This is a genomic window from Citrobacter sp. RHBSTW-00599, from assembly GCF_013784065.1.
Classification (GTDB): Bacteria; Pseudomonadota; Gammaproteobacteria; order Enterobacterales; family Enterobacteriaceae; genus Citrobacter; species Citrobacter braakii.
On sequence record NZ_CP056718.1, the window covers coordinates 68,213 to 87,973 of the forward strand.

27 protein-coding genes and 3 pseudogenes are annotated in these 19,761 nt (G+C 55.2%); 26 read left to right on the forward strand and 4 right to left on the reverse strand.

Annotation, left to right across the window (positions count from 1 at the left end; all coding sequences use genetic code 11):
- Positions 1-245: 245 nt before the first annotated feature.
- The gene (locus tag HV243_RS25025) at positions 246-1,520 is read right to left on the reverse strand and encodes a Y-family DNA polymerase (protein WP_119173755.1); all 1,275 of its coding nucleotides are present in this window, start codon (positions 1,518-1,520) and stop codon (positions 246-248) included.
- Positions 1,520-1,942, reverse strand: a complete 423-nt coding sequence (gene umuD, locus HV243_RS25030) for a translesion error-prone DNA polymerase V autoproteolytic subunit (RefSeq protein ID WP_086530005.1) — start codon at positions 1,940-1,942, stop codon at positions 1,520-1,522. The genes HV243_RS25025 and umuD overlap by 1 nt, the downstream gene beginning before the upstream one ends.
- A gap of 291 nt (positions 1,943-2,233) precedes the next feature.
- On the opposite strand from umuD, the gene HV243_RS25035 reads away from it, so the two are divergent.
- The 5 genes from HV243_RS25035 (at position 2,234) to HV243_RS25055 (ending at position 5,684) form a co-directional block, all read left to right on the forward strand.
- On the forward strand, positions 2,234-3,187 hold the full coding sequence (locus tag HV243_RS25035; protein ID WP_008322836.1) for a plasmid segregation protein ParM: 954 nt from the start codon (positions 2,234-2,236) through the stop codon (positions 3,185-3,187).
- 5 nt (positions 3,188-3,192) lie between these two features.
- The gene (locus HV243_RS25040) at positions 3,193-3,582 is read left to right on the forward strand and encodes a plasmid partitioning/stability family protein (protein ID WP_086530004.1); all 390 of its coding nucleotides are present in this window, start codon (positions 3,193-3,195) and stop codon (positions 3,580-3,582) included.
- Positions 3,569-3,898 (forward strand): hypothetical protein, encoded by a 330-nt coding sequence (locus tag HV243_RS25045; protein ID WP_086530003.1) that lies wholly within the window; start codon positions 3,569-3,571, stop codon positions 3,896-3,898. The genes HV243_RS25040 and HV243_RS25045 overlap by 14 nt, the downstream gene beginning before the upstream one ends.
- 470 nt (positions 3,899-4,368) lie before the next feature.
- Positions 4,369-5,304, forward strand: coding sequence for a DUF1281 domain-containing protein (locus HV243_RS25050; RefSeq protein WP_086530002.1), 936 nt, complete (start codon positions 4,369-4,371; stop codon positions 5,302-5,304).
- 32 nt (positions 5,305-5,336) lie between these two features.
- A complete protein-coding gene (locus HV243_RS25055; protein WP_086530001.1) occupies positions 5,337-5,684 on the forward strand; it encodes a hypothetical protein in 348 nt (115 codons plus the stop codon).
- Positions 5,685-5,716: 32 nt separating this feature from the next.
- Here HV243_RS25055 and HV243_RS25060 read toward each other — a convergent pair whose 3' ends face one another.
- The gene (locus HV243_RS25060; RefSeq protein ID WP_181604087.1) at positions 5,717-5,872 is read right to left on the reverse strand and encodes a hypothetical protein; all 156 of its coding nucleotides are present in this window, start codon (positions 5,870-5,872) and stop codon (positions 5,717-5,719) included.
- A 188-nt stretch (positions 5,873-6,060) separates the two neighbouring features.
- Here HV243_RS25060 and HV243_RS25065 point away from each other — a divergent pair, with 188 nt between their 5' ends.
- The 9 genes and pseudogenes from HV243_RS25065 to HV243_RS25105 all read left to right on the forward strand — a co-directional run bounded on the left by HV243_RS25065 (position 6,061) and on the right by HV243_RS25105 (position 10,760).
- Positions 6,061-6,741, forward strand: a complete 681-nt coding sequence (locus HV243_RS25065; RefSeq protein WP_086529999.1) for a DNA methylase — start codon at positions 6,061-6,063, stop codon at positions 6,739-6,741.
- The gene (locus tag HV243_RS25070) at positions 6,741-6,962 is read left to right on the forward strand and encodes a hypothetical protein (protein WP_057064193.1); all 222 of its coding nucleotides are present in this window, start codon (positions 6,741-6,743) and stop codon (positions 6,960-6,962) included. Before HV243_RS25065 ends, HV243_RS25070 begins: the two co-directional genes overlap by 1 nt.
- Positions 6,963-7,006: 44 nt before the next feature.
- On the forward strand, positions 7,007-7,426 hold the full coding sequence (locus tag HV243_RS25075) for a DUF1380 family protein (RefSeq protein ID WP_086529998.1): 420 nt from the start codon (positions 7,007-7,009) through the stop codon (positions 7,424-7,426).
- Positions 7,427-7,478: 52 nt separating this feature from the next.
- Positions 7,479-8,258, forward strand: a complete 780-nt coding sequence (locus tag HV243_RS25080; protein ID WP_181604088.1) for a hypothetical protein — start codon at positions 7,479-7,481, stop codon at positions 8,256-8,258.
- 398 nt (positions 8,259-8,656) lie between these two features.
- A complete protein-coding gene (locus HV243_RS25085) occupies positions 8,657-9,085 on the forward strand; it encodes an antirestriction protein (RefSeq protein ID WP_086529996.1) in 429 nt (142 codons plus the stop codon).
- Positions 9,086-9,103: 18 nt separating this feature from the next.
- On the forward strand, positions 9,104-9,574 hold the full coding sequence (locus tag HV243_RS25090) for a DUF1380 family protein (protein WP_233600773.1): 471 nt from the start codon (positions 9,104-9,106) through the stop codon (positions 9,572-9,574).
- A 44-nt stretch (positions 9,575-9,618) separates the two neighbouring features.
- Positions 9,619-10,029 (forward strand): hypothetical protein, encoded by a 411-nt coding sequence (locus HV243_RS25095; protein ID WP_057064197.1) that lies wholly within the window; start codon positions 9,619-9,621, stop codon positions 10,027-10,029.
- A 13-nt stretch (positions 10,030-10,042) separates the two neighbouring features.
- Complete coding sequence (locus HV243_RS25100; protein ID WP_057064198.1) at positions 10,043-10,234, forward strand: hypothetical protein; 192 nt, start codon at positions 10,043-10,045, stop codon at positions 10,232-10,234.
- A 171-nt stretch (positions 10,235-10,405) separates the two neighbouring features.
- Positions 10,406-10,760, forward strand: a pseudogene (locus tag HV243_RS25105) (DNA polymerase III subunit theta).
- Positions 10,761-10,990: 230 nt separating this feature from the next.
- Here HV243_RS25105 and HV243_RS25645 read toward each other — a convergent pair.
- Positions 10,991-11,141 (reverse strand): annotated as a pseudogene (locus tag HV243_RS25645) (hypothetical protein); the annotation flags it as partial.
- 266 nt (positions 11,142-11,407) lie between these two features.
- Here HV243_RS25645 and HV243_RS25110 point away from each other — a divergent pair.
- The 12 genes and pseudogenes from HV243_RS25110 to HV243_RS25160 all read left to right on the forward strand — a co-directional run bounded on the left by HV243_RS25110 (position 11,408) and on the right by HV243_RS25160 (position 19,421).
- Positions 11,408-11,635 carry a hypothetical protein gene (locus HV243_RS25110; RefSeq protein WP_086529995.1) on the forward strand — a complete coding sequence of 76 codons (228 nt, stop codon included), beginning with the start codon at positions 11,408-11,410 and terminating at the stop codon, positions 11,633-11,635.
- 93 nt (positions 11,636-11,728) lie between these two features.
- Complete coding sequence (locus HV243_RS25115) at positions 11,729-11,956, forward strand: hypothetical protein (protein ID WP_057064200.1); 228 nt, start codon at positions 11,729-11,731, stop codon at positions 11,954-11,956.
- A gap of 56 nt (positions 11,957-12,012) precedes the next feature.
- Complete coding sequence (locus tag HV243_RS25120; RefSeq protein WP_057064201.1) at positions 12,013-13,395, forward strand: DUF3560 domain-containing protein; 1,383 nt, start codon at positions 12,013-12,015, stop codon at positions 13,393-13,395.
- A gap of 46 nt (positions 13,396-13,441) precedes the next feature.
- Complete coding sequence (locus HV243_RS25125; RefSeq protein WP_057064202.1) at positions 13,442-14,005, forward strand: class I SAM-dependent methyltransferase; 564 nt, start codon at positions 13,442-13,444, stop codon at positions 14,003-14,005.
- A gap of 750 nt (positions 14,006-14,755) precedes the next feature.
- A complete protein-coding gene (locus HV243_RS25130; protein WP_057064204.1) occupies positions 14,756-15,031 on the forward strand; it encodes a hypothetical protein in 276 nt (91 codons plus the stop codon).
- Positions 15,032-15,075: 44 nt separating this feature from the next.
- Complete coding sequence (locus HV243_RS25135) at positions 15,076-15,441, forward strand: hypothetical protein (protein WP_119173758.1); 366 nt, start codon at positions 15,076-15,078, stop codon at positions 15,439-15,441.
- Between the two features lie 68 nt (positions 15,442-15,509).
- Entirely contained in the window at positions 15,510-17,528 is a 2,019-nt protein-coding gene (locus tag HV243_RS25140; RefSeq protein WP_119173759.1) for a ParB/RepB/Spo0J family partition protein, read from the forward strand.
- A gap of 35 nt (positions 17,529-17,563) precedes the next feature.
- Positions 17,564-17,998, forward strand: a complete 435-nt coding sequence (gene psiB / locus HV243_RS25145; RefSeq protein ID WP_057064207.1) for a conjugation system SOS inhibitor PsiB — start codon at positions 17,564-17,566, stop codon at positions 17,996-17,998.
- Positions 17,995-18,717 (forward strand): plasmid SOS inhibition protein A, encoded by a 723-nt coding sequence (locus HV243_RS25150; RefSeq protein WP_057064208.1) that lies wholly within the window; start codon positions 17,995-17,997, stop codon positions 18,715-18,717. The genes psiB and HV243_RS25150 overlap by 4 nt, the downstream gene beginning before the upstream one ends.
- A gap of 2 nt (positions 18,718-18,719) precedes the next feature.
- Positions 18,720-19,046 carry a hypothetical protein gene (locus HV243_RS25155; RefSeq protein ID WP_057102321.1) on the forward strand — a complete coding sequence of 109 codons (327 nt, stop codon included), beginning with the start codon at positions 18,720-18,722 and terminating at the stop codon, positions 19,044-19,046.
- A gap of 158 nt (positions 19,047-19,204) precedes the next feature.
- Positions 19,205-19,354 (forward strand): annotated as a pseudogene (locus HV243_RS25650) (DUF5431 family protein); the annotation flags it as partial.
- Positions 19,302-19,421, forward strand: a complete 120-nt coding sequence (locus HV243_RS25160; RefSeq protein ID WP_275142809.1) for a type I toxin-antitoxin system Hok family toxin — start codon at positions 19,302-19,304, stop codon at positions 19,419-19,421. The pseudogene HV243_RS25650 and the gene HV243_RS25160, both read left to right, overlap by 53 nt.
- The last annotated feature ends 340 nt before the right edge of the window (positions 19,422-19,761 follow it).

A 19,761-nucleotide genomic window follows, 5' to 3' on the forward strand; every position in this document is an offset into this window, starting at 1 on the left:
TGTAACCCGCACCACATAAGGGCTCAAAGGGGGTCTAAAAAGGTAAACCTAAAAACTAATTTAAAAAGATCTTATAAAAATATGACGGTGGATAAGTGGATAAGAGCTTAAAGAAGAGGGCTAACATTAGATACTAGGCGTAAGCAGAACATGCTGGTACCTTTCCCTGGTGCTTCCTCGCTCACTCGCGGGCGATGCCCGGTCGCTCGGCTGCGGCGAGCACTGCCTCCTTTCTAAAAACGGCTTTATCCAATCCTCGCAACGGGTATTTCTTTCCAACGAGTAGTGTACGCGGGGGAAAGCATGTCACGCTTCATTTGCCATTCAGGTGCAATCCCACGCCCAGCAAACCATATTTTCCCGAGTCCTGAATGGTTAATACCATCCAGGGTTTTCATCAGTTGCATGCTCTGTTCCCGCGGCTGCACTTCATCAAACAAATTGAGCTGAGAAACCCCGGTTGGAGTGAAATCGTTGAGCATACAGCCCGCCTTTGCATAGCGGTGACCATCCACCCAGATCCTGTCCAGTGCTTTCACTGCTGCGGCTATGATGTCCCGTGTATCCTGCGTGGGGATGAGCAATTTTTCACTGGCCAGATTACCGTAGTAGGGTTCATTTACGGCAAACGGCGATGTTTTCAAGAACACGGCAATATGCCTGCAGAATTGACGCGCGCCGCGCAGCTTTTCGGCGGCACGTTCAGCGTGCTGACAGACAGCCTGCCGCATCGCCTCATAAGTCGTGACACGTTCACCAAAGCTCCGGCTGCAGACTATCTGCTGTTTGGGGGGCGGTGCTTCCTCCAGTGAAATACAGCTTTCTCCATTGAGTTCCCGGACCGTTCTCTCCAGAACCACATTAAAATTTTTCCTGATGAACGTTGGATTCGCGCGGGCCAGCTGCAGTGCTGTGGTGATCCCCATTGTGTTCAGCTTCTTTGAGATCCTGCGACCCACCCCCCAGATTTCCTCCACCGGCTGCAGTGACAGCAGTTTTTCTGTACGGCGGGGATTACCCGGCGTTAACGCCAGTACGCCGCCAAATTGTGGCCACTCTTTGGAAGCCCATTGTGCTGACTTCGCCAGGGTTTTCGTAGGTCCCATTCCGACGCCGATGGTCAGCCCCGTGCCGGAACGAACGTGCTCACGCAGCTGCCGGCCGAAATCCTCGAAATCGATGCAGCTGTCAATACCGCGAATATCCAAGAACATCTCGTCAATGGAGTACTGCTCAACGCGTGGCGCCAGCGCTTCCAGATGAACCATGACCCTGTTCGACATGGAGGCGTAGAGGGCGTAATTACTGGAGAACGCGATGACCGGCTCCGGAAATTTTACCGACTTCAGCTGAAACCACGGCACTCCCATTTTTATGCCCAGCCGTTTCGCTTCAGCGCTGCGCGCGATTACACAACCATCGTTGTTACTCAGAACCACCACAGGCCTGTCACGCAAATCGGGACGAAATACTTTCTCGCAGCTCGCGTAAAAACTGTTAACGTCAGCCAAAGCAAACATCAGTCTGTGCTCCGGGTTTTGTGTATAAAAGCCGTCACCACCCCGAAAATCTGCAGTTCTTCCGGATAAAGCGTGGGGTAGGCTGGATTCATCGGCAGCAGGGCGATACGGGGCTTCAGCTGCAGGCGCTTAACGGTGAACTCGCCATCTGTTTCCGCGATGACAATATCCCCCTGCATGGGTTTCTCAGCTTTGTCGACAATCATCAGGTCGCCGGAATGCAGGCCCATGTCTTTCATTGAATCCCCGATAGCCCTGACGAAGAACGTTGCAGCCGGACGTCGGATACAGTAGGCATTCAGGTCTAGTTCCTCCTCCGTGTAATCGGCGGCCGGCGACGGAAAACCCGCTGGGCAACGTTCGGTGAACAGCGGGGCAGTGGACTGCACCGGCTCCTGTTCGGGAGCAAGAAAAAGTAACACGGCATACCTCTCAAAATACCTGTTTATATATACAGTATTATTTCTTCTTTTTTCTTTTTCGCAAGTGTTCTGTATGCCGACGGCTTCATCATGTTGTATTCGCGATGAATATTTCTTTGCTCAACGCCAGACCCGACATCTCTTTACTTGCTCAAATTGTTCTCTAATTTATCTCAATTAGTGCTCTTTTTTTATTGATAGGGGCTGTCTTTTATGTATAATTCACAAATGATTCTCTAATATTTCTCGTTTTGTTCTCTAAGGCGTTTTCAACTACCCAGGTGACATTCAATGAAAATTTATATCGATGACGGGTCAACTAATATCAAACTTCAGTGGAAGGATGATGAGGTCAGGCAGTCAATCAGCCCTAACAGCTTTAAGCGTGAATGGGCTGTTGCATTTGGTGGACAACAAGCGTTCAACTATATGTTGAATGGTGAGCAATACTCTTTTGATCCTATCAGCCCTGATGCTGTGGTTACCACGAACGTCGCCTGGCAATACAGCGATGTGAATGTTGTTGCCGTTCACCATGCGTTGCTTAATAGCGGGATCGAACCTTGTGAAGTCGATGTGGTAGTGAGCCTGCCTTTATCTGAGTATTACGATAAAAATAACCAGCCTAATAAGGCAAACATTGAACGTAAAAAAGCGAATCTGTTGCGGCCGGTCGAACTTAATGGTGGCAAGACTTTCACTATTAAGCATGTCGAGGTTATGCCCGAGTCCATCCCAGCAGGTTTTGAGGTGGTAAAAAATCTTAACGAACTGGATTCACTCCTGATTGTTGATCTGGGGGGAACCACGCTTGATATTTCTCAGGTTATGGGGAAAATGCGCGGGATTTCGCGTATTTATGGTGATTCAACCCTCGGGGTATCCTTGATCACCGGTGCGGTAAAAGAGGCTCTGTCCGTGGCAAGAACCAAAGGGAGTAGCTATCTGGCTGACGATATTATAATTCATCGTAACGATGCTTCTTATCTCTCATCACGTATCAATGACACGTCACGAATTGAACTGGTTCGTGAAGCGATTGAGAACTCTCACCACCGTCTTGTTAACAGGGTTATTGAAGCCATCAGCCGCTTTGAGGGATACTCCCATGTAATGGTTATTGGCGGAGGTGCTGAATTGATCGCCGATCATGTGAAGAAACACTGTGGGGTCAGGGAAGAACGCTTCTATAAAACTCGTTCATCCCAATTTGATCTCGTTAACGGCATGTACCTTATTGGATAAAAACAATGGATACGCGACGCAAAATCACGTTTTACCTGAATCCTGAAACCAACGAAGCGGACCGTTTTGTCTGCCAGAAAACAGATGAAACACCCCAGGGGGAAAGGGGACGTTTATGGCGCGCCGCGCTGCTTACAGGGTTTGCTTTTGGAAAGCAGGATGAGCGTCTTCCGTTTCTGTTCAGCGAGTTACTGAACAGGAATACATCTTTTGACGATCTGATGCAGTTGCTTAAAGCGGTTTACCCTCGTGAAGTCGAAGCGCTTTTACAGGGCAGGATAAAGGAAAATGTACCAGTTGAACGGACTGAGACTAATTTATCCTCTCAAACCCCCAATGCTGATGATGAAACCCGCAGCAATGCAAAAGGGTTATTCTATAATGCCGGTGGTTGATGCCAGGGAACATGGAAAGCTTATCCGCCAGTTCCTGAAGAACGCCCGGGAGATACAGGAGCTCGGGCTTATTGAGGATATTGAACATCAGACGCTGTCTGAAATTCAATCCAGTCTCATAAAGATGTCTTCGCCTGGAGCTGGCTATAAGCACAGCTGTCCACGACATGGTAGCCCCTGGGAAGAGGCTGAAATTCAGCACCTTATTGAACAGGCTGGTTCATCAAGTTTCGATGTCGGGAGTTTTGCCAGTGAATACCAGCGGCGACCTGAATCCGTCATTAAATACATGAAAAAGCTGGGACTGACAAAATAGTCAGTATTTCCCACCCTCTGTTTTTGCTCAAAAAAAATACAACTCCCTCCTATGGGCATTGCACCTGTAATACAGCGTGCTGTGTCCAGCTTATCCACAGACTTTTCCTCCCTTAACTGTGGACAGGGCTCGTGTCATAACAATTCTCTTTCGCTCCCATCACTGATGTTCTTCTTACCGGAATCAGCCTGCCACCCGCTGCCAGTGTGCCGCGCCCGGACGGACACGGGACGGGCTTCTTTATCGCTCAGGCCCGGCGTCGTTGTGATTTTACGCCATGCCCTCGCCAGTTTAAGGCGCGCCCTTCAAGCCGCTTTCGCGGCATATCCTGGCCGTCGAAACAACTGACGGCTGCGGTATTCCACGGTCGGCGTTGACCCGTTACCGGACGCGACGAACAGGCAGCGTGCGGCAGGGAACGGTATCGCGGTGATGCCTCCTGCCCACCCTGACTGTGTAAGGAGCTTCCCATGCCGAACTGGTGTGCCAACCGACTGATGTTCAGTGGTATTCAAAACAGTGATGTCCTCAATACGTGGATTGCCGGAGGCGGGCTGTCCCTGCATCGCCGCGCCAGAAAAGAAGGTATCCAGCTTTTCCTGGCAGGCTACGCGAGGATACTGCGCCCTCTGACAGAGCAACATTACGCGCCATATCCGCAACTGGTTTCTTACAGTGCGGCTGCAGACAACCGGCCTTCAGCCCAGGCATACAGCGACTGGCTGGCGATGTTTATGGCCGGAGCTGTGCTGGATGTGGAAACCTGCCAGAAGCTGCATCAGTGCTGGCTGGACAGCCATATCGGGCATGCCCGCTGGGCTACCCTCAGTGAACCGGAACAGGTGGTCATTCGGCAGTTGTACCAGCAAAAATCATGCGACTGGGGGGACAGTTTCCGGCCTGCGCCGGTGGAGGAATGGTGGGACAGCCTGTGTGACGCCGGTTCTGCCGTACCTGCTGCTGAGCCAATGGATTTCCGCGACGTGCTGCCGACGCGTCTGGATATTGAGGTGAACGGCTTCAACGGTGGTCTGCTGACGGGTGTCCCGTCGTCATATGACCACTATCTGACCCGGTACGGGTGTAAGTGGCCGGTCGGCTATGAGGCAAATATCTGTTTCGCCGGAGAGAACACGCTGACGGTGGATTTTGACACCCCCTGGAGTCCGGTTGGCGAGGACGTTGTGGCTGAACTCAGTCAGCGGTATTGCGGGGAGGTGGAGCACTGGTTTGCAGAGCAGGGCTGCAATTACTGCGGTTATGCCCGGTACGTCAGTGGCGAAACGGACGTGTACATCACGGACGAGCTGGAGTGGGGCGAAGCTGACCCGGACGATGAGGACAGTTTCCCGGACGTAACCGGCCCGGAGTGGATTATCAACAACGTGGCGCATTTAGGCGGCTGACCGGAGGCGGGCGGGAAACCGCCCGGAATAACATGGAATTAAATCTGAATACCTGGCTTGTTGGCCTGAGTGTCGATGTCGATGGCACTGAAATGATGGTGTATTACCTGGTTTCCGCGAGTGACCTGGCGCAGGCCGAAGCGGGCGTAATGGAAATGGGACGCACCTGGTGGCCATCGCTGCAACGCGAGGATGACCGGCATCGGTGGGAATATGCCGCAGGCGTGGTCTGGTTTAACAGCATCGTTCTGCTCGATGACGTGGAGAACAGTATCCTGCGTGGCCTGAAGTTCCTCGATGCGTGGACCGTGACCGGCGCGCCGGATGCGCCGGTACTGCGCGACGAGTGGGGGAATGACTGGCGGGATATCACCCGCTGACGGAATGCCGGGCAGGTCGACTGCCCGGTACTTCAGGCTGGAATAATGATGTCGCGCTGCTCCTCATCCATGCCGCGCGTGGCGCGGGGATATCCACTGCCCGGAGCCAGTGTGCCGCGCCCGGACGGACACGGGACGGGCGGCGTTTCCGCTCCTGTCCGGCGTCGCTGTAATTTTACGCCATCCACTCGCCTTTTAAGGAGCGCCCTTCAAGCCGCTTTCGCGGCATATCCTTGCCGTCGAAAAAACTGACGGCTGCGGTATTCCACGGTCAGCTTGACCCGTTACCGGTCGCGGCGTACAGGCTCCGGGCAGCAGGGAACGGACGTCGTGCCGACGTCCTCCTGGGTGCCCCCTGTAACCACGAGGTGTCTCTATGTCCCGTTTTATCCTGGGTAACTGCGTCGATATTATGTCCGGCTTTCCGGATCGCGCCGTTGATTTCATCCTCACCGATCCCCCGTATCTGGTCGGGTTCCGTGACCGTTCCGGGCGCAGTATTGCCGGTGACAAAACCGATGAATGGCTGCAACCCGCCTGCAATGAGATGTACCGCGTCCTGAAAAAAGACGCACTGACGGTCAGTTTCTACGGCTGGAACCGCGTCGATCGTTTCATGGCCGCGTGGAAAAGTGCCGGATTCAGTGTCGTCGGGCATCTGGTTTTCACCAAAACCTACTCGTCGAAATCGGCCTATGTCGGCTATCGCCATGAATGCGCCTATATCCTGGCGAAAGGCCGTCCGGCGCTGCCGCAGGACCCGTTACCGGATGTGCTGGGCTGGAAATACAGCGGCAACCGCCACCACCCGACCGAAAAACCTGTTACCAGCCTGCAACCGTTGATCGAGAGCTTCACACACCCGAACGCCATTGTTCTCGATCCGTTTGCCGGTTCCGGCTCCACCTGTGTGGCCGCCGTCCAGGCTGGGCGCCGTTATATCGGCATTGAGCTGATGGAGCAGTACCACAAAGCCGGGATTACCCGCCTGTCAGCCGTGCAGCGCGCCATGCAGCGCCCGGCCGCCAACGACGTCTTTTATCCGGAGGCCGCGTGATGAACTACGACGGACATGAGGCCCTGCGCCACGATATTGCCGGGCTGGCAAACAATTTATGTGACCTGAAAACCACCATGAAAGTGCTGGAAGAAAAGTATCACTACCGGCATGACGGGCTGCCGGAGCGGCTCGCCGGGGTAAGTTTACGCCGTGCCAGTGAACTGCTGGATAAGGCATTCAATCAGATCCTCATGCTGGACGAGAGTTTTCAGGACTGACGACGGGCGGCGTTGCCGCCCCACAGAATTAACGGAGAAAAAACATGTACGGAACCTGTGAAACCCTCTGCCGGTTGCTGAGTGAGCAGTATCCCGCAGAAACCCCGCTGACCCTGATTATCTGGTCGCCAGCGGATATCGAAGGGCTGGCTGACGGCATTGAATGTGCCGTTTCTGAACAGGACATAAAGGCGGTGCTGGCGCGTATAGATGCCATACCGGAAGACCAGCGCCTTGATTCTGGAGTGCCTTCTTGTGCGGTGATGGACCTGATTGATCAGGTGAAAGAAGCCGTTCCGGCGGTGATGGTGCCGGCTGACCTGCTTGAAACCCTGCTGACGACCGCCGAACAGGCGTTGTGGCACAGGGAATGGACCGCCCGCGACGGTAATCATCCGGTGCCGGAAAGCGTGACCCGCCGCCTGGCTGATACGGCGAAAGTCCGCGCCTTACTGAAAAACTGAATCCCCACGCCGCCCCGGCGGCGTGGACTGACCCCGTTCAGAGGAACCCATTATGCAGGAAACCACCACCTTAAACGCCCTTGTGATGCGCCGTGCGCGCGATTTGATTGCTGATTATGGATGGCCCGACCATACCGATGTTGAACAGTGTGCTCCGCACAAACCGGGATGGATAAGCATTTATGTCCGTCTGGATGCAGTTGATATCGTTCACCTGCTGCCTTTGCTCTGTGTCGGTGACGTACCCGCCGCGTTGCAACGTGCCATGACAAAAATAACAGGAACACAGGCACAGATTATTTTGTCCGGCAGCCGTTATGCCGACGACCCGCAGCTTCCGGAGGACGGGACACGGATAACTTTTCCCTGGGCCGGGGAATGGCTGACAGAGCCGGAGATTCAGACGGTAACGGACTGCCTGTCCCGCGCTGTGCGGGATATCTCCCGGCAGGTTCGGGAAGATGCACGCCGGATACAGGCAGCGCTGACCACGCGCGGGGAAACGCTGTTTTACCGGCAGACCCGAAATTTCCGTCTGGTGGTGAAGGAAAACGATTTGCCCTGCTGGCTGGACGACGATGACGACAGGATACCGGTGGTGCTCGATGCCATCCTGAACAAAGGGGCGCGTTACAGTGCCGTGGAGTTCTTTGTTATCAGTGACAAAGTGGATCAAATCCTGGCATGTGGCCAGATGTGTGATGTGCTGCGTATTCCCGGGGAGCCTCCGCGCCGGTGGATGGATTTAACCCTGTTACATGAGGTCATGGCAGAAGCGCGCGCAGAAATCAGTCTTGTCTGCAATGCCCTGTCAGCAATCCGGCCAGTGTAGCGAACAGCAGGGGGCGGAGGCCCCCTGAATCAACCCTGAAGGATGTCGCCGGCTCCGCTTTTATGGCGGCCCCGTCCCTGCGTGACGTGGCCTGGTGGTTTTCCACTCTGTCAGTCCGGTGTCGTGTGCGGGCTGTGCCGTGCATCCATCGTAGTCGGGCTGTCGGGGATACAAGGGTAAAGTGCACGCGGCGGTCACCCGGTCCTTCCTTCACGTCAGCCGTTATCTTCCGGTCGTTCGACCGCTCAGGTTTCACGGTCTCACCCTTCAGCTCCCGTCTGCCGTGCGCGTCAGGCTGCGGCTTCCCTTGCGCCCTTGTATCCCCGACCGATCGCCCGACTGGTCTGGATGCACGGCACCGCCCGGTGTTGCGGAATATGTGATTACGGAGGTTTACCATGCAGTTAGCTACACGTCAGCACACCCTTAACGTCGAAGAATCCGACCGCCTTTCTTTCCTGCCGTACATGTTCGGCACCGATTTTATGCTGGCTGAATTACAGGTGTATGCCCTGGCAAAACAGTGGATGCCCGAATACAACGGGGGTTTCTGGCATTTCATCCGTCTGCAGGACGGCGGCGGGTACATGATGCCCGACTGCGGTCGGATTCACATGATCAACGGTGAAAACTGGTTTGATCGTACCGTCAGCGCCGACGCCGCCGGAATTATTCTGACCTCGCTTGCCATTAACCGCCGTTGCTGGACGCATCACGACTGTGGCAACGCCGCACTCACACACCTGTATATGCTGCGTGATACCCAGCTCTGGAATCACATCGTTTTTCACCCTGAATGCAACGCCATATACGCCGCACTCGACTGATTAACCGACGGGGCGGCGATGCCGCCCCGCTGTAACCGCCATTCATCAATTAAAGAGAAACATGCCATGTACGGAACCGTCAGTGAAATCTGTATTGCCTTGCTGAAACAGCATGAAAACAACAAAAAAATTGCCGTCATTACCTGGACGCCGGAGGACGTGCGGGAAGCGGGCGCGGAGTACAGCCCCACGGACGACGATGTGTCTTATGTGCTCCGCGTCATCGGTAAAGCAGGCAGTGCCGGAGTGTGGCGGTACGGGTTAGGACTGGAATTTGTCGCCGATGAACTCAGCAAAATCTCCGCTGCGCGGGCATCGCGCCAGATTGCTGTACCCGAAGATGCGCTGCGTGTCCTGTTGCCCCTGATGGAAGCCGGAATGAACATTCCGCGTTATCAGAGGGCGGACACGGCTGCCGAGGAATGCGCCGCGCTGGATATGCTCAAAACCCTGCTGGCAGTGCCGTTTACGCCGCGTCCGGCTGAATAACAGACGGGGCGGCGATGCCGCCCCTTTTTTAAAAGGATAAAACTATGTACGCACCCGTGAAAGAAATCATGACCGATCTCCTGAAATATAACCTGTCATCCGATGAAGCATTGCTGGTTCTCTGTATTACCCGTGAGGACATCCGCATGTTGACCAGTGAATGGCCTTTGTCCGAGGACGATATTACGTGCGTCATGCAGCGACTGGATGCGACGTATGATCAGGGGGCCGATGTGAGCATGGTCCGTGGCATCACTGAAGAACTGATGGACGAGCGCCGCGCAATACGTGATGTCAGCGTTCCGGCCAGAGCATTGCAAAAAATAATGTTACTGGCAGGCAGTGAACTAAATCGGTTGTACGCCGTGGCAGAAGAAGGGGGTGGTAATGCAGATGCATTTGTGGCTGAAGAACTGGACGCCATGCGCCAGTTACAGACCGCGATCGACGCATAAGAAGGAGTGAGCCGTGAATATTAAACCGGAAACCCGCGAAATTCTTCGCCAGTACAAAGCACTGATTAATGCCCGCCGCCGTGATGCCGACCAGCGCGAACTGACAACCGCGCAGGTCGTGGATGAAATCTGCGAGTACATGACCTGTCAGTGTGCCGTGTACATCGGCGGTCACTTTATCTTACAGGGAGGAAAGGGCAGGTAAGCATGATGGCAGGCGGTTATGCCGCCTGTCAGCCCGCGCGAAAAACCCTGCAGGCTGGCGCCTGCGGGAGGAAGGACTCGCGCCGCGCTTCGCGCCGCTCCCCGTCCTTTTCCCCCCCTGACTCAGATGGCGTACACTTACCGCCGGTTTCCCTTTCTGTCGGAGTATATGATGTCCGGATTTAATCTCGCCGCAACATCGAAAGAAGAGCAGGATAAGGTGGCCATTGACCTGGTCGCTTCAGGCGTGGCGTATAAAGAAAGGCTGGCTATGCCGGTGGTCGCTGAACTGGTGGTCAGAGAGCTGCCTGAACATCTCAGAGCGTATTTTTGGGGGCGGTTGCACTATTACCGTCAGTTCAGTGAGCAGCTGCCTGACAAAAATGCCCCGGAATATGCCAGAAAAGAGGATGAGGTTAAAAAGTAGCGTCAGTCCTGAAGCATTCTGCCTGTCGCTGGCCGGATTTTTCTCATGCCGGGTGATAGTTTTGTCTGGCCAGTGTGTGAGGTTTTTTTCCTGCCGGTGATAATACACTGCCTGTTCCTGTTCCTGTTCCTGTTCCTTCTGCTGCTTCCCTGTGTTTTTGAAATCTAAAATGTCAGGGTGCTGGCCCCCTTCGGCTCCTGACCAGCTGGCGCTGTCCAGTCGTCGAGCCCCACTCCGCCAGGGCAGCTGCTGCGCACCTGCCAGTCTCCGCCGAACCCCTGCGGGTTTCGGGCCATACGGCTAGGGTCTGATGGCGAAAGTCAAAGGCAGGCTTGCTGCGACCGTTCCGGTCACGCCGCCCTTTTTACGCGCTGTTTCCTGCGCTTTTCGCACCCCGGCGGTAAGGCTGCCGGGCTGTAAGGCGCAACGCCGTTTCGCGTGCCGCGCCCCGACGTTGCGGCGGGCCCCTGCTCTCATCCACTTCTGGTGCCTTTTCACCGTTTAAGCCCCTCTCGCCCGGGCTGAGACAAGCACAAACGCTGTCAGCCGTCCAGGGTAAATGGCACGCGGTAAACCGCGCCCAGGACAGCTGCCATCGCCCGTGCTCGTTTACGCCCCTGCGGCGAAGGTTCTCAAACGGGTGAAGTTAAATACCAGGGGAACAGCGCAGCAGGTTCCCGCAAGCGTCAACACCGCGGCTCCCGAAACTCAACGGGTGATGTTCTTTAAAAACCAGGAGGAAGAAAAATGCAGGCTCAGGCGATGCGTGTTTATCAGATTGCGTTCAGTGGACGCGATGCACAGGGCGTTATGCCGATGTTTACCCGTATCCGCGCCGTGACCGGAAAGCGGGCTGTCAGGGCATTTATCGAACGTTATCAACCCGTCTGCGGCTGGTTTTTAGGCGACCCCGAAGATATTACGGACAAAGTACAGAAGGAGGCAGAAGGGACGGGCAGCAACCCGCAGACATGAAAAAAGCAGGGTAAACCCTGCTTTATCCACGTCGTAAAAGTCGCGCTAACGGCTTTTACGGCTTCATTAACTACCATAAGGAGTTAACTTTATATGACCGTTTCTATTGTTTCACCTTCCGCCGGAGCTGTAAAGCCCCACAAACATAAGCGCATCAGGCGCGCCGAGCTATCCGCATCAGAGATTAAACCCGAATTAAAAGCGTTCGGGCGACATATTGCCAGGCGTATCTGCAAGAGGCGCGGGGTGCATATTCCCGCGATGACTAATGATGCGTTCGGCCAGGTGCTTCGCACCCTGAAACTGAAACGCGGACTGTAACTAATCAGGTGAGCCGCCCCCGCGAGGGGCGGCAACCACAGGAAGGAGAAACCCACATGACACAGACCACCGCCCTGGCACTGACTGCCAGCATCACCCCGCCGCCCGCGTCTGAAGACACCCCCGCGCAGTCGTACCGGGCGACATACTCCCCGGATGACAACAAGCTGCGCCTGTATGCCGCAGAGCGCCTTGATGATGAAACCTATCAGAAAATCCATGCCGTGGGTTTTCGCTGGGCACCGAAACAGGCGCTGTTTGTCGCGCCAGCCTGGACGCCAGCCCGTGAGGACGTGCTTCTGTCTCTTGCCGGAGATATTGAAGACGATGACAACACCCTGTTTGACCGTCAGGAACAACGCGCTGACCGTTTCAGCGGCTACAGCGAAAAACGCGCTGGGGAGTCAGAGCAGACGCTCGCGCAGGTGGACGCGCTGGCGTCGGTTATCCCGTTCGGACAGCCGATCCTGGTTGGCCATCACAGCGAACGCCGTGCGCGACGGGATGCGCAGCGTATTGAAAACGGCATGAAACGCGCCGTGATGCTCTTTGAACGTGCGGAATACTGGGAGGATCGGGCACATGCATCCCTGCGTCTGGCGAAATACAAAGAACGCCCGGATGTGCGTTACCGCCGTATCAGAAAGATTGAGGCGGACAAGCGCAAGGCGGAGCGGAACATTGCACAGGCGCAGAAATATCTGACGATGTGGCGGGCGCAGACGCTTGATCTGAAAATGGCGCGGCTTGTCAGCAATTACGATCATATGTACACCTGTTTCACGCTGGAGAAATACCCGCGCCCACCGGAGAAAAGCCAGTACGAAGGCCGGATGTCCCTGCATTCGGCGCTTGAGAATGAGATTATTACTTTTGAACAGGCCCGCGATATTGCCGCCCCTTATCATGAACGCACGATCCGCCATCAGCAGCGCTGGCTGAATCACTACCAGAACCGCCTGGCCTATGAACGCGCCATGCTGGACGAAAGCGGCGGCGTGGTCACCCGTACCCAGGATTTTGAGCCGGGCGGGCAGGTCCAGAGTCGGGGCGAATGGCTGACCATCATCCGCATCAATAAAAGTAACGGCGCGGTCAGTTCGGTTGTCACCCCGTATTACAGCTTTATGCGCTGCAACGGGACCATGACACTGACCCCCGACCGCATCACGGACTACAAAGCCCCGTCTGCGGAAGAAGCCCGCGCCGCAAAACAGGCCGCGAAACGCCCGCCGATCGTCAACTATCCGGGGGAGGGTTTCCGCGAAATAACCAAAGCCGAATGGTCGAAAACCCCGGCTGATTATAAATCGGTCCGGGGTGTCGCTGAAAATGATGAGCATGGCGCGTACCGCTTCCGCCGCATCATGACCAGCGGTTACACGCTCGATAACGTGTACATCACCGACATGAAAACCGTGGCAATCCCGCAAAAATAACCGACAGACTCCCCGGCATTACGCCGGGGAGGTAAGGGCCATTTATATGCATAGTGAACTCAGGGATCGCATTCAGGCGATGCAGGCCAGACTTGACGGGCGCACACCCGTGGCCGAAATCCGGGCCAGCTCGCAGCTTTTCGTCACTCCCGATCCGGTCTGTCGTCAGATGGCTGACCTGGCAGAGCTTAACGATTCTGACCGGATACTGGAGCCGGAGGCCGGAACGGGGGCCATTTTACGGGCCATCCGGGAGGTGGCCCCGCTGGCACGGTGTGACGCCGTGGAGCTTAACGCCGCGTTAGCCGCGCATCTGCGGGCAGTGTTTCCGGGCGTTAACGTCCGGTGCGGGGATTTTCTGGATTACCAGCCGGGAAGCACCTACAGCAAAATCCTGATGAATCCGCCGTTTCAGCATGCCCAGGATATCCGTCACATACAGTACGCCTTAACGCTGCTCGAATCCGGCGGAATACTGACGGCGGTTTGTCTGAACGGGCCACGCCAGCAGAAGATCCTGAAACCCCTGTCTGATGTCTGGGAGCCGCTGCCGCGTGGCACATTCACGTATACCGGTGTTTCAACCGTCCTGCTCAGAATTCAGACCTGACGGGCACAGTGAGCCGGGCGGGGGAGGATGCCCCCGTCTGGCCGCGCCGGAAAAGGCCGCGCGCCTGCGGCGCTGAAAGGCATTGCGCTGACGCGCAACGCCCTTCATTTCGCGCCATAGCCGTTCTGATGAATGGCTTTGCAACGGGCTGTATTTCTGTCTTCTTCTGCCCCTTGCTCCTGTAGCTATTACCTCTCCCGATGGGAATCAGCAACTGAGCCTATTTTTTCAAAAACTAAATACCCAGGGCGCTGGCCCCCTTCGGCTCCTGACCAGCTGGCGCTGTCCAGTCGTCGAGCCCCACTCCGCCAGGGCAGCTGCTGCGCACCTGCCAGTCTCCGCCGAACCCCTGCGGGTTTCGGGCCATGCGGCTAGGGTCTGATGGCGAAGGTCAACCCCTGCGGCTTGCTGCGCCCGTGCCGGCCGCGCCGCCTCCACCGCGCCGGCGATGCCGTCGCTCTGATGCCGCCACGCCGTTCCGACGTGTCGGGTGTGTGCATCCTGTTCATCCGGTGAGGCCATCGCCCTGTGTGTCCTCACGCGGAGGGCTGCTTGTAGCACCGTCATCCGCCTGCTCGCAAGGGTACGCTTCGCCGTTCCTCGCCCGTTCGCACTTCGCCTGTCGGCTCGCTTGCGCTGCGGCCTGCGGTGACGCCCCTGCGTTCATTCGTCAGACGTTGCTCCTTTGCCCTTTGCCGCGAGAGAACTCACCAGGGAGATGGAAAACCATCACCACAGGAGAAAACCAGGATGCACACACGAAACGTCAACGTCAAAACCGCCGCTCAAGAATCTTCCAGGAAGATGGGGGAAGGGCAAAATCTGGCAGCAGTTGCTCGTGAACGCGTGGCAGGTTCAATAAACCTCAAAAAGGGAGTCACGGTCACCATCGCTGAAGTGGATCGCTATGGCGATGTTCAGGTGGAAATCCGTACAAACGGTTTACTCAACTGGCGGGCGTGGTCATTTGAGCCTGATTTTATTGCGGATCTGGACCGAAACCTGCGCTACGTCGAACAGAAGTGAATGATGGCTGACTGGCCATTTTTAACAAACAAAAGGGGAACATCATGCTGAAACTGAAAAATGCTCTGACCACCAACCATGTGGGCAAAAGCCCTGACATTGTGAAGTTGCTGCGTATTCAGGCCACAGAGAGTCATGTGGTTGAGTTCGATAACGTGGACACGCGTTTCAATGATTGTTCTAACTGGCAAATCATGGTTGACGGGGAACGCATCCTGTTCAGTACCCGTATGCATGAGCGTTTTTCTGACATGAAAGCGGCTGTTCTGGCAACGGTCGCAGTCTGCGGAAACCGCGCAACACCATCAGACAGTGCAATGCTGGATAGCGCACAGGCAATGATGAAAATGCTCGACGTTTATCCGTCTTTTGCCGCGCTGGCTGAACATCCGAAACGTCTAACCAACTGAAAGAATGTCGTGACCGGAGGGCAATCCGGTCACGACTGACCATCACTTAAACTAGAGAGGTAAAAATTATGGTCGCCACTAATACTACGGCAAGCAAAACGAATAAATCCAGACGTAATAAGAAATCTGAACCCACAACCGCTCCTGCTACAGATCAGACTCTGAGCCAGCTTTTAGCTGTGCTCCCCGTACAGCAAATCGCTTATACGCGTTTGTCTGCATCAGATCTGAATGTGCGTCTGATTAAGCATACTGACAAGGAAGTGGAAGAACTGGCTGACAGTATTGCTGCCGTGGGGATCCTACAGAATCTGGTCGGCGTCGAACAGCCGGATGGAACGATCGGGATTGTGGCAGGTGAAGGTCGCCGCAGAGCATTGGGTGTTCTTGTTGTGCGGGGAAGTGTGGATGCTGAATTTCCGTTTGTTCCGGTAAAAGTCGTTCCGCTGGACCTCGCGGTGGCTGCCTCCATGACGGAGAATGGCAAACACAAAATTATGCACCCTGCCGAGCAGATTGTCGGCTTCCGTAATCTTGAGCGAGAAGGGCGAACCCCCTCACAAATTGGCGCTCTGCTGGGATATGCACCTCGCCATGTTCAGCGCTGTCTGAAACTGGCGAACCTTGCGCCATCCCTGCTGGATGCACTGGCGCGGGATGAGATTACCCTTGAGCATTGTGAAGCTCTGACCCTGGCTGATTCTCACGAGCGTCAGGAGCAGGTCTGGAAAGAAGCTGTCGAACAACATCGCACTCCGAGTGTACATACTCTCCGTAAAATGGCCACAGATGACAAAATGGCCATAAGCCATCCGATGTTTGTCTTTGTCGGTGAAGAAGCCTACCTCGCAGCAGGAGGTCATCTGACCGCAGATCTGTTTAGCGATAAAGACAGTACTTTTGCTGATGCCGCGCTGGTGAAATCTTTGCTCACCGGAAAACTGACGGTGACGGCTGCGCGTATCCGGCAGGAACAGGGCTGGGGTTGGGCTGAGTTTCGTATGACGGAACTCAGCGGTCATGGCGAAGATCAAGAGCTGTATCGCTTTGCCATGCCAGCGGCTGTGCTGACTGATGATGAACAACGCCGTATCGATGAACTTGAAAATGCCATCGAGGATTGCTCGTCCTATGATGATCAGTACGAATTTCAGCAACAGATTGATGATATCCGCATCGAGGCCAAATACCGCGAGGCCACGCCGGAATTTCGGGCGAAGCATGGTGTATGGGTGTCATGGGATAACGGCAATTTTCAGGTTCAGCCAGGTATCCGCAAACTGACTGACGAAGATCGCGCACAGGAAGAACAGGAACGAGAGGCGCGACAGACGCAGGATAACAATGTAATCACCTACACCACGCCGGAAACACCTGCCGATGCATATCCGGCAACGCTGGTTAAAGCTATGTCCGCTGAACGTACTCTCGCGGTACAGGCTGAACTGGCGGGACGTCCTGACGTGTCTGTGGCGCTGCTGACATGGACACTGTGTCTCGGTCTGTTTGAACGCAGTTATGGTCAGCGTAGTGAACCCCTCAAAGCCTCAGTCACCAGTAATCAGTATCTGCTCGCCTCTCTGGCTCCGTCCGGTGATGAGGGCAAAGCTTTATTGTCACTTAAGGTTCAGCGTGAAGCATTTCAGGCGACGTTGCCGGAAAACTGGCATCTGGATTTCACCTGGTTGCTGTCATGGTCTGCGGAACAGGTGTGCGCCCTGCTGGGATTCTGCGCAGCACATGGGATCAACGGTATTCAGGAACGCCTGTATAACCGTACCGAGCGGAGTGAACTGGATGGGCTGGAAGCTGCTCTGGACTTTGACCTGCGCAAATGGTGGCAGCCGGATGCGACCAGCTACTTCGGAAAACTAAAAATTTCTCAGATCGGCAAGGCTTATGAAGAAGCAGGGATGGCGGAAAGAGCGCGGGAAGTTGTGAAGCTCAAACGCCGTGATGCTGCTGCCGCTGCCGCAGATGAACTGAGTGTAAAAGGCTGGTTACCAGACTGGATGGTTCGTACTCAACCTGTTGAACAGGATGAAACTGAGTTAACAGAAACTGACCATACAGACCACGCAGCTTAAGACGGAGGCCGCCGCCTTCGGGCGGCGGGAACGACATGACCATGATTTATGATCTGAACAAAATTAACAGCCTGACCGCTTACGATATGGAGTATATCCGCCAGAAGGGTGAGGATGCTCGCAATGAACTCAGTGATGCCGTAACCCGTATGCTGGCTGTACCTCAGAACTGGTGTATCTGCGCCGAGTACCGCATGGAGTTTGGTGGTTTTTTCCCTGTTCAGTGCCGTCTTAGTGCTGATGGTTGTGATGATTATCATCTGTGCGTATGTAGCCCCGGCGACATTTCCCCGTACTGGCTTGTTGTTTTACTGTCAGCTGGAGGTCTGGTTGTTCGCACGCTCTGGCAGGGAGAGAAACTCGACCCCGTAAGCATCAATGCGCTGGTCAGCCAGGTGGCTGGTATGCGCCGGTTTGGCTGTTCAGCCCGAACTGTTGTTAGCCTGTTGAATAAGGAGGTGGTGGCATGATCCCGTCAGCACACTCTCTTGTTACGCTGAAGCCTGCCCGTCAGGCGGCACTTCAGGCCATTATTAACGTGGAAACTTCCCGTGAACGTGGTGCGCGGTTACCTGCCTTACCACATGTCCGGGCTTTTCTCCGGTTGCTGACCGGATGCGGCCGACTGAATGCTACGGTTGCACGCCAGATCCCCGGACTGAACTGGGAGCCGCGGAACCGGCTGGTATCCCTGAAACAGGTTGAAGAGGCGCTGGACAGGATGATCGCCACAGGCGGTGAAGCTTGCCCGCTGCCGCTGAACCTCGATGTACAGGCCGAGTTGTTTCCTGAAGTCATACACACGCGTACAGACAGACGATTACACAGAGAGAAAATCAGCTTCACACGAAAAATGCGGAGGGTAGCCCGCCAGGTTGACCATGCATGGCGATTGCGTCAGAACCTTCTCGGACAGGCGGTGACTGAACTGAATTTTCAGTCACCTGAAACTGTCAATATCTGGTACCGGCGTTGGGCAGACGAGTTTGACGCGCGTGAGCTTGAATCTGCATTCTGGCGCTGGCAGACGCGGTTCACTTCGCTGAAAGAACTTGACTGGTCGCGTTACAGCAATGCACCGCTGTACGAAGTTATGTATGAAATTACCTGTATTGTGAAGGAAACTCCGGATGCCCTGCGTCAGGCAGAAAACTGGCTGGTTCCCAACAAACTGACAGACCGGAGCTGATTATGAAATGGCGCTATTCATTGCGGTGGAAGTTGCCACACAGGCCGTGTCCGGGGCCGCATGAACTGGTGTCCGAAGTAGTGGATGCCGGACAGCAGGCTCCTGAATCAGTCATGTCTTTGTGGGTGGCGGGGGCCGGGTATGCCGTATGCGTCGATTTTCTGGATGACAGACAGATCAGACGCTGGAGCGATGAACGAAAAGCTGCCACCCGCAGACGAAATCTGGAGCGGCGTGTAAACCGGATTGCGCCATTGTTTGCTGATGAACTTATCGAGCGGGAGCTGGAAACCCGACCGGAGTATTTTCGCGGAAAATCAGCACGATAAGAGCAGGAAACCTGGTCAGACAGTGACGGTGTGCGGTATAATGGCGGTGGCGCTTGAGGCTTTTTGCCTCATGACGTGAAGGTGGTTTGTTGCCGGGTTGTGTGGCAAAAAGCAGAAAGCCCCGTAGTTAATTTTCATTAACCCACGAGGCCACCTGTATGCCTAGACAACATCAGGATAGCCTCTTAGATGCCGCAAGGCAAGGAGAAGAAGGCCATGAAACTGCCACGAAACACCCTGCTCGGGTGCGTATTAATAGTGTGTCTCACGCTACTGATATTTACCTACCTGAGCCGGAAATCGCTCTGCGAAATCCGCTACAGGGACACGAACAGGGAGGTGGCGGCTTTTATGGCTTACGAATCCGCTAAGTAGCTAACCCCGGCGGGGGGAAACCCCCGCCAATCAGGGGCTGTGGTGGTTTGGTCATGCCTGAAGCGCCTTTATGAAGGGGCTGCCGGTTCGCTGGCAGCCCCTTTTTCCTCTTCTGGTGCGATCGCAAGCATGAACAGCCAGGAAGGACGGTTCCCTCCGGGAACGGGGCAGGGCGGCAGCGCCTGCGGCGCGCCCGCTCTCTTCCCGCCCTGTCCATTGTGATTTACTGATTGCGGATCATTTATCTACTGTCTGCATGGTTCTGTTCTATTCCTCTGGTGTCAGTAATAACAGACAGATGGCCCCCTTCGGCTCCTGACCAGCTGACGCTGTCCAGTCG